The organism is Bacillus sp. JJ1127 (genome assembly GCF_036965845.1).
Taxonomy (GTDB): Bacteria; Bacillota; Bacilli; order Bacillales; family Bacillaceae_G; genus Bacillus_A.
The window spans coordinates 1-7336 of the sequence record NZ_JBALQK010000200.1; the positions used below are offsets into that span (position 1 = coordinate 1).

At 30.5% G+C, this 7336-nt stretch carries 7 protein-coding genes; 4 read left to right on the forward strand and 3 right to left on the reverse strand.

What is annotated here, in order from left to right; translation table 11 throughout:
• Nucleotides 1-219: 219 nt before the first annotated feature.
• Both V7183_RS18780 and V7183_RS18785 read left to right on the forward strand, forming a co-directional pair.
• Nucleotides 220-630 (forward strand): hypothetical protein, encoded by a 411-nt coding sequence (locus V7183_RS18780; protein WP_001006724.1) that lies wholly within the window; start codon nucleotides 220-222, stop codon nucleotides 628-630.
• Between the two features lie 23 nt (nucleotides 631-653).
• Nucleotides 654-2102 carry a cell division protein FtsZ gene (locus V7183_RS18785; RefSeq protein WP_335360448.1) on the forward strand — a complete coding sequence of 483 codons (1449 nt, stop codon included), beginning with the start codon at nucleotides 654-656 and terminating at the stop codon, nucleotides 2100-2102.
• Between the two features lie 25 nt (nucleotides 2103-2127).
• Here the strand turns inward: V7183_RS18785 and V7183_RS18790 are convergent, their stop codons facing one another.
• From V7183_RS18790 to V7183_RS18800, 3 genes are all read right to left on the reverse strand, one after another.
• Nucleotides 2128-2877, reverse strand: coding sequence for a terminase gpP N-terminus-related DNA-binding protein (locus V7183_RS18790; RefSeq protein ID WP_335360449.1), 750 nt, complete (start codon nucleotides 2875-2877; stop codon nucleotides 2128-2130).
• Between the two features lie 409 nt (nucleotides 2878-3286).
• Nucleotides 3287-4471, reverse strand: a complete 1185-nt coding sequence (gene dnaN, locus V7183_RS18795) for a DNA polymerase III subunit beta (RefSeq protein WP_335360450.1) — start codon at nucleotides 4469-4471, stop codon at nucleotides 3287-3289.
• A 184-nt stretch (nucleotides 4472-4655) separates the two neighbouring features.
• On the reverse strand, nucleotides 4656-5495 hold the full coding sequence (locus V7183_RS18800) for a hypothetical protein (protein ID WP_335360451.1): 840 nt from the start codon (nucleotides 5493-5495) through the stop codon (nucleotides 4656-4658).
• 276 nt (nucleotides 5496-5771) lie between these two features.
• Here V7183_RS18800 and V7183_RS18805 point away from each other — a divergent pair, with 276 nt between their 5' ends.
• Both V7183_RS18805 and V7183_RS18810 read left to right on the forward strand, forming a co-directional pair.
• A complete protein-coding gene (locus tag V7183_RS18805; protein WP_014481527.1) occupies nucleotides 5772-5996 on the forward strand; it encodes a helix-turn-helix transcriptional regulator in 225 nt (74 codons plus the stop codon).
• Between the two features lies 1 nt (nucleotide 5997).
• A partial coding sequence (locus V7183_RS18810) for a hypothetical protein (RefSeq protein ID WP_335360452.1) occupies nucleotides 5998-7336 on the forward strand: 1339 nt, incomplete at its 3' end.

A 7336-nucleotide genomic window follows, 5' to 3' on the forward strand; every position in this document is an offset into this window, starting at 1 on the left:
TGTTTTGTGTACTGTGCATATAAACGACTTGCATATACGTCTTATATAAAAAGTGTTGATATATATGAGATTAATTCAATTTTATAAAATAAAAGCTATATATAAGTCTTGTATATAATAACCTTATATAAGACTTATATATAATGACTTGATATACGTCTTATAATGATGTAATATATTTTTAGGAATAATTAACCAACGTTTTAAGGGGGGGACAACTTGAACGAGGTATTAAGTGAAAAATATAAACAGAACAAATTTACTCCTGAAGTTGTAGAAATGTTCGCAGACATTATTGAAGAAGACGAAATACTATACAATGTATTTCATTACATAGGATCTCAAGTAAACAAACAATACCAAGAGACAAAGTATATGAGAGGTATTTCAATAAATGAGATAGTAGAAAATGTTGTTATTGATAGGAGAGTAAAGAAACCTAAGGGAAAATCCTATTCGTTAGAAATTGAAAGAACTAATATTTCTAGAAGATCAGCAGAGGGAAGTGTGGGTACTTTAGCTGCCATGTCATTAATAACAGAAAAAATTATGCATCCGTATAAGTTTTTAATTTCAACAATAAGAGGACAACAAATTTTAATTGAATTAGAGAAACGTAAAAACAAGTAAAAAGAACGAAGGAGAGATGGAAAATGGCAAAAAACTTTCTGAAAAACGAAGTTGCTGTAAAGATGACTATGGTTGGTTTTGGGCAAGCTGGAACTAGAATGGTAGATAAGTTTGCTGAGTATAAGCATACAGATGGTACAGCAGTATATAATTGTCTTGCATTAAATAGTAATGACGGAGATTTAGCCGAACTGAAGCATGTTCCAAAAAGCAATCAGGTTTCACTAAAATTAGGTGGTTTAGGTAAAAATCCTGAACGTGCTGTAAAGGTTTTAGAATCTAATGATGATGCTAAAGATAAATTAAAAGAGTTTATTACAGAACGTGTAAGACCATCTGATGAATTAGTGTTATTTTTTGCTGGTTTAGGCGGTGGAACAGGTACATCTACAATTATTAAAGCAATTGAAGAATTCTCTGCTTTTCATAATAAGCCTGTTATCGCGGAAGAACTAAAAAGTATGGCGATGAAAATTCCTAGAGAAGAACTAATAGCAAATCAACAAAAATATGCGAAAATTGCTTTCAATAATGCAATTGAACGTAAAGATTTCATTAAAATGGGCATTGTGGTTACACTTCCAGTTAGAGCGGATGGACCTGATGTACTGAGACAAGTAAATAAATTCTCACAAGAAATTTGGAAGTTAGCAAATGATCCGGCTAAAGGCGTAGCATTTGTTGTGTTTGCAGATAATCAACATTTTTATGATGAGTTTAAAGGATTAAATGAAAATGAGAAAAAAGGAATTGCAAACTCACGGGACTATGCAAACCAGCGCATTGGAGATATTATTCATGAGTTAAACACAGCTGCAAACGGCTCTGGAACATCTGTAATTTTAGATTCTCAAGACTTTAAACGAATTCTGCTAGAAAGAACTGGCTGCTTAGTAATTAATAAGGTTTCACGTAACATGAATCAAATTGAAAATAGTAAAGAAATTGTAGATATGTTCTCAGAATCATTAAAAGGAAGCTCATTCCACCATCCAATTGATCTAATGAAAACAAATGAAAATGGAGATTTAGAGGCATCTAAAGTGCATCATTTTGGTATGTTGGCAATTTTAGATGAACAAAAGAATATTGATGATTCATTTATGGATGATGCTAAGGTAGAAGTAACAAACAAACTACCAATCAATGGAACTGTTTTTAATGGATATCTAGTTAGTAAGAATGACTTTATGGGTAGCGTGTATACTTTCTATAAAACAGATGCACTACCATCTCGCTTATCTAAAGGATTAGTCGAAGAATACAATGAATTTAAAGAAAAACAAAATCAAATTCAATATAAAAAGTCCCAAATTACAACTATTGAAGAACAAGATTCGGATGATGATTTCAACATTAATTTTGGTGATTACTTTGAAATAGAACCAGCTAAAGATGAAGAAAAGAATGTACAAAATGATGAAGAATTAGCTGCATTTATGGACCCAGATAAAATGTTTGGAACAAAATAAAAAATAAGCCTGGAATTTTTCAGGCTTATTTTTCTATATTCATTGTATTTTGTATATACTCAATCATGTTTTCATCAATGTAGTTTTCTATGAAAAGTTGTTTCCGCGCAAGATCTTCTTCTTTTTTAAACCAACCAACTTTTTTAATTCGGGTTTCTTCAGGAAGAGTATTCCACTCTTTTTCAGCTTGTTTTCTTAACTCTGTACGCGCTCTGTGCTGAATAATCATATTATCTAGTCTTTCTTGTCTTTGGCGCTCTTTTAAGGTTTCAGGGTCTTCTGGTTCAGGTAACGCAGAACGTACAGCTTCCTCAAATTTTTCTCGATACTCCATTTCAATGCTTTGTAAATGCAATTGAAGCTTTTGCTCAACTATTTTTTCGATTGTTGCAGCTGCTTCATGTATGTTTAATTGAGCTGAAACTTCACTGGTTTGATTTTCTGGTGAAACTGGCCTTAGTTCAAATTGATGTGGTAAAAGTTCAATAATTGCATCTAGTGACCATTTTTCGTCCCTCTTCTGCTTGATAAATAAAGCAATATCTAAATCAAGACTATTATATAATTTTTCATTTGTATTATTGGTTCTAAGAGTCCCATGTAACCCTTTTTCTTCTAAGGTGTTGAACCAATTATATACCGTATTGTGATGGCGGCCTACTAACTTTGAAAACTCAGTTATTCGCCATGCTTTTTCAAAAGCGTCTTCATGAATAAAGCTTTTATTAGTTTCTTCACCATTTTCAGTGGTAGTTTGCTTATCCTGTTCAATCATTGTTATACCTCCTTGGAATTTAATCGTAGAAAGTGAAATTAACATGTTAAGTACTTTTCGGCAATACTAATTAAAATACCTTCATAAAATGAAATTAACATCAAATATAGCATTAACATGTAATCAATTGTTGGTTAACATGACATTAATGTTTGTGTAAAATCGATATAAATATGTTAATGTCATGTTAATGTTTTGTTGTTTATAATGCGCTATTTGGAGTGTTAACTCGCTTTATTGTTGCTATGAAATTAACAAATTAGTCTACAATATGTTAATGATAAGTAAATAAAAGTGATTTGTAAATAAATTATAAAGATATAATATTAAACTTATAATATAAAAAACTTAAAGTTTATGTATAAAACAAATAAAAAAAGCCCATACTTGATAGTATAGGCTCTATTATTTAATTAATAATGCTAGGTAGTATGAATCTAAAATCTGAATAATGAATTGGCTGTAATGGTTCAGTAGAATTAACACCAAGATTATTGTAATAATCTTCATGTACTATACTAATTGGCTTTTTCTCACCATTAAAGCCAATAGATATTAAATCACAGTTTATAACTTTTATAGAAGTATACAGTAATTGTACATTGAAACCGAATTTTATAATTGAGTCTTCAGGTTTAACTGATGGATCAGGTGTTGTAATATCCTCAGTTTGTATTAAGATTTGTGCATTGCCCTCGGATTTTTCTTCATTTTCTATAGTGATAGCATTATTATTCAATGTAAAGATACCTGTTGGCTTATTGGATGTAAATAGCATTATTTGTTCTAGAGCCTCTAATATCTCACGTTTGTTAACTAAAATTACATTTTCGTAAAGTGGCGAAAGTAATCTAACTAAGACATCGGGATATTCGCCCTCAAGTGTTTGGGTTCTAAATGTTTCAGTATCACTTGATAAAATAAATGTATTATCAAGTTTGCTCAGTTTAATTGATTTTTTTGTATCGAAACTATTGATAGCTTCTTTTAAAGCAATGGCTGGAATTGTCATTTTAATTTCTTCTTTGAAGGCTGTCTGTAATTTAATAGCTTTATATGCTAGTTGATGGCTATCTGTAGATTGAAAGGTCATGAGATTCTCTGATACAGTTAGGTGAATGCCTTTTAAAATAGGTCTTTGATTTGAAGTAGACGCCGCATAGCAGACGCTGTTTATAGCTTCTTCTAATATAGAACACTCTATGTCAGCGAAATATTCCGCTTGACTCGGTTTAATTACAGGATAATCGCTTACTTTAAAGGTATTTAGAGTGAAATTGCTTTTACCAGAGATTACTTGAAGAGTATTTTTGGATAGTTTTAGTTTAATAGGCTCTTTTGTTAATTTTTTTGCGACATCTACTATTTTCTTTTCAACTAATACTGTTCCTTCTGATATTACTGATACGTCTTCATCACAAAAAACAATACGCTCAATTGTTTCTTTTGAATTAGTGGCAATAAATCGCAATTTATCTGTTTCAGCTACAATCAAAATACTCTCAAGAATAGGCTCTTTTTTATCTTTACCTGCAAATTTCACCACACTAGATAAGCTTTCAACTAATTTAGATTTTGAAATTTTAATGTGCATAAATATTTCCTCCTTAAAAATATAAAATGTTAATGTCATGTCAATCTCTAAGAGATTCAGTTGATATAACATTGATATTTTGGTGACTTACCATGCTTAACATGTTAATTTCAGTTGATATGTTAATAACAAATGTACATTCTAATTCATTCAATTTCGTTTGGTGTTAACATGAAATTGATAGTTAGATTGCACTTTTGCTTTGTTTTAAATAGTTATCTGTATATTCAACAGCTGCTTCGTTCATAAATCCAATAGTAGTTTTAAAATTACTAAATTGTTGATTACAGCATCTTGATAACTCATTTAATATAAGTTTTTCAGTATTTGAATTACTGGCCATTACTGCAATTTCTGCAGAATGTTTTATTATAGAAATGTAAAATTCTAATTGTTTTTCATTTAATTTTTTAAAATCGCGTTGCTTAGGGTATGAAGGTATTAATATTTCTTTTCGATCATCAATATTAATTTTTAACGCTTTTTCATAATTGTTTACGATGTTCCATAATTCATTGTAATTGCTGTTTGATGGTGTAGTTGTATTACTTGTTTGTTGGTGGTTCGGATTTAAGCATAGGTATAAGCCGATCCCAACGGATTCGCATGCCTTTACAAATGCTCTAGCCATTGCTGATTTTTCATCATCGCCTAAATCACAAATTTGTCCCACAACTCCATTTTCTATATTTTTCTCTTTATTAGAAAATCTGTTCAATTTCTTTGCATCTGTGCCACAAACAATTCTTTTCTCGCCGCCCCATTCTGTAAAGTCTAAAGTTAACTTACATGTTGTTCTTGCCCACATAATAGGGGGGACGCTACTTGGTTCTGCATAGAGTTCTTGAATTGGATATTCAATTGAAAATCCATAAACCCCAAAAATCTCTATTAATCTCTTTCTAGCTTGATAATGAGGAATGTATGGTTTACCATCTTTGTATTTCAATTCACTCTTTTCAAATGGAGCTAATAAAGCGTCGTGTACAGCTTCTAAACTTTGGTATTTTCTTTTTTTGAACATCTTTTTTCCTCCTTTTAAACACAAAAATGCCCTTCGAAGGAATCTATTTTTTTACACGAAGAAAGTGTAATAAAATCGATTACCCGAAGGGCATGAGTGTTTTTTGAAATAAAATAAAAAATAATGGTACATTTTAAGTATATGTTTTGTAGTCTGTATTTTCAATTAATTTTTCGAGAGAAACACTTAGTAATTTGATAGAAAAAGAATATTCTTATTATGACAAGGAATTTAAATTGTTCGTTAAAAATTTGAATAAAGGAAGGAGGGGGAAAGGTGCTTATTGATACATTGATACCAGAAAATGATTCTGAAATATTGGTGCTTTGTAGAAAAAGATTAGGAATTAAACAAAACGAATTAGCTAAAGAATTAGGAGTAACTCCTAGCCATTTATCCAATATAGAAAATGGTAAGTATGAGCTTTCATACAAAATGAGGAAACAGTTATGTCGTTTATTAGAGGAATTTAATTTGAGTAGAGAGCAAGGTGGTGCTTGAATTGAAAGTTTTAGTTTTAAAATCAATTGCTACCGAATTTAAAAAGGTTATTGAAGAATTTTTTCCTGGTGATGAGATCATTGAAGTTACGTATACCAACATAGATGATTATAATGAGGTTTTTGCAGTTTTCGTGGATTCAGAAGAAATAATAGGCGAAAATGGAAGTAGTTATATTGCAATGCTGCGGCAAAACTTAAGAGCGAATTACAAGGTATGCTTAGCTGATGAATTAGATAGTTTAGAACTAGATCTTATAACACATCCTTTTAAAGTAGTTGATAATACACCCGACAGTTTACATTCTTATTTACAAAAGATGATTATGGTTAACTCAAGAAGCAATGTAGTTGAGGGAGGCCAGGGGAATTCCGGTAGTAAAGAATCGCGTGATAAAAATAATGAAGATATAGAAATAGAACCTCATATTGTAGAGGAAGTTAAAATACGAAAATTAAATACTGCTAAAAATGAACAAGACAATATTGTTCAAAATGAAACCAAGGCAATCGAGAAATATAACAATGGAAATGTAGCTGCTGGTAAAGAGAATTATTTAGAAAAACCTCTTGAAAATCAAAATGATAACAATTCTAAGGATGATATATGTAGTAGAGAGGGTACTCCGGTAAGTGAAGAAATTAAAAAAGAGACTATAAAAAGGGAAAGTGTTCTTGCAATAAGTGAAGAAACATATGAAAAAGCAATACTAAATCTTAGAAATTATATAAATATCCCTGTTCATAGAAGAAAACTAATAGGTGAAAAAGTAATTGGTGTATGGTCGCCTATTAATCGTGTAGGCGTTACAAGCTTTTTGACTAACCTCGCCGTGTTTATGGCTAATTACTCAATTTCAATTTCTGTGTTAGAAGGTGTATCAAATACACCAAAATTATATTCATATGTTCAAAAATTTATGAAGATAGATGAACGTTGGATATCATTAAGTGATTATTTAATTAACCCTAATCTAACAACACAACACATTCCACTTCATTATAAGGGAGTAACCTTTTTCCCGTTTAATCGTAATAATTATAAATGCTTTACAGATAACATAATGAACCGCTATTACATTGAAGGGCTACGTTTTTTTGATTTAGTCTTTTTAGATATTCCTTCTGGTCCTATGGTAAAGCATACGCTTGAAAGTTTAAGACACATTGATGAATTATGGATTCTATGCAATAACGATGTATATAATTATAATCTTGCTTCGAAATTTATTACTCAAAAAATAAATCCTAAAGTTGAAACTAAACTCATCTTCGTAGATCAGTTTGAGTTTAGTAAACCGAAAATAATTCAGAAAATGTTTGAATCTGATATTTTGTTTG